Source organism: Neisseria sp. P0021.S006 (genome assembly GCF_051956895.1).
The window spans coordinates 1-1,653 of record NZ_JBQCWZ010000279.1 but is presented as its reverse complement, the minus strand read 5'-3'; the positions used below and the strand labels follow the sequence as shown (position 1 = coordinate 1,653).

The 1,653-nt window shown below is 49.2% G+C and carries 2 protein-coding genes; one reads left to right on the top strand and one right to left on the bottom strand.

Annotated elements, in window-relative coordinates; translation table 11 throughout:
• Positions 1-169 precede the first annotated feature (169 nt).
• The gene (locus ACTHUM_RS13350; protein ID WP_440403093.1) at positions 170-1,156 is read right to left on the bottom strand and encodes a GlxA family transcriptional regulator; all 987 of its coding nucleotides are present in this window, start codon (positions 1,154-1,156) and stop codon (positions 170-172) included.
• Positions 1,157-1,253: 97 nt separating this feature from the next.
• On the opposite strand from ACTHUM_RS13350, the gene ACTHUM_RS13345 reads away from it, so the two are divergent.
• The coding region (locus ACTHUM_RS13345; RefSeq protein ID WP_440403092.1) for an MBL fold metallo-hydrolase at positions 1,254-1,653 on the top strand (400 nt) is incomplete at its 3' end.

The following is a 1,653-nucleotide window of genomic DNA, read 5'->3' as shown; positions in this document are numbered from 1 at the left end:
GGATAGAACAAGCGTTTGGATTTTGAAGATGATTTATAAAAACTCTTTGAAATTTCTCTACTCTTTGAAAAAGAAAAAAGGCCGTCTGAAAAGTGCAGGCTGCTTTTTGGGTTTTCAGACGACCTCCAAAGCAGCCTGCGCTCAGGTGTTTTGGATTGACTAACGCGAGCTATCTGCCAAATACTTTCCGCCAAGCATTTGGATTGATTTTAAATTTGGCTTTGAACTGCAAACGTAGGTTTGCCGCGCTGCCGAAGCCGCTTTGTTCGGCGATGTGTTCTATCGGCAAATCCGTATTTTCCAATAAATCCTGTACCTGCCATAGCCGCTCTGTTGTCAGCCACTCACCAAAATTCATGCCTGTGGCTTGAGAAAAATGGCGGATAAAGGTTCGGCGGGAAACGGCTAATTTTTTTGCCAAATCGTCCAAGCGGTATGAGGTGGCAAGGTTTTGGCGCAGTTCGTCCAATAAGTGATTGATTTTGTCATCGGCAGTACGACGTTCGACAGGTCGGTGGATAAACTGTGCCTGCCCGCCTTCACGGTGTGGTGCCGCAACCAAGGTACGGGCAAGGTCGTTGGCAACGGTTGCACCGTGGATTTTACGGATGAGGTAAAGGCAACAATCCAGCCCGCCAGCCGCACCTGCCGATGTTAAAAAGTTGCCATCTTCCGCATATAGGCGGTTGGTATCTAGATGAATTTTAGGGAAACGGCGGACAAAGTCATCTTCGGCAAGCCAGTGGGTGGCGGCGGTTCTGCCGTCTAAAAGTCCTGTGTAGGCAAGGGCGTAAGTGCCGTAGCATAGGGCGACAATATGTGCACCACGTTTCGCTGCCCGCTGTAAATTCTCAGCCAGTTCCGGCGTCGGGGTTTCTTCAATGTTGCGCCAGCCTGCGATGACGATGATGTCGGCTTCTTCCGTCAAATCTAGGCCGCCGTGTATGGGAATGCTTGCGCCCAGTGCCGTGATGACGTCTTTGCTGTCATCGGAACAGATTTTCAGGTCAAAGAGTGGATTGTCCCGATAGGTCGTCTGAAAAACAGAAAAGGGAATGTTGAAGACAAAATCGTTCATGCCCGATTGAGCATATAGCACGATTTTGGGGACAGTTTGATTTTGGCGAAACTCGTTACGCTCGTTTTCAGACGACATTTTGGCACTATCCTTACGTTTATTGGCAATATTGCCTATTTTAGCCGATACACCTGCAGCTTAAAATACGCTCCATGATTTTTTAAGGAGCAACATCATGAAATTCAAGCAATTTATTCTTGCCACTGTTTTGGGCGCGACAGCCTTTTCCGCTTGGGCAGACGATTCATACCAACATATCCGTAACGCTACCGCCAAGGTCGAATATGCGGGGCAGACGTTTTTGATTGACCCGTTTTTCGCACCCAAGCACTCCATGAACGGCTTTGCCGGCACGTTCAACAGCCAAGCCAAAATGCCGCTGGTCGGGCTGCCGATGAGCGTGAATAAAATTTTAGACGGTGTGGATGCAGTCATCGTTACCCATACCCACGAAGACCATTGGGACGAAACCGCCGCACGTTCCATTCCGAAAAACCTGCCCGTATATGTGCAGCACCAAGCCGACGCGGCAAAAATCCGCAGCCAAGGCTTTACTGATGTACGCGTGTTGAACG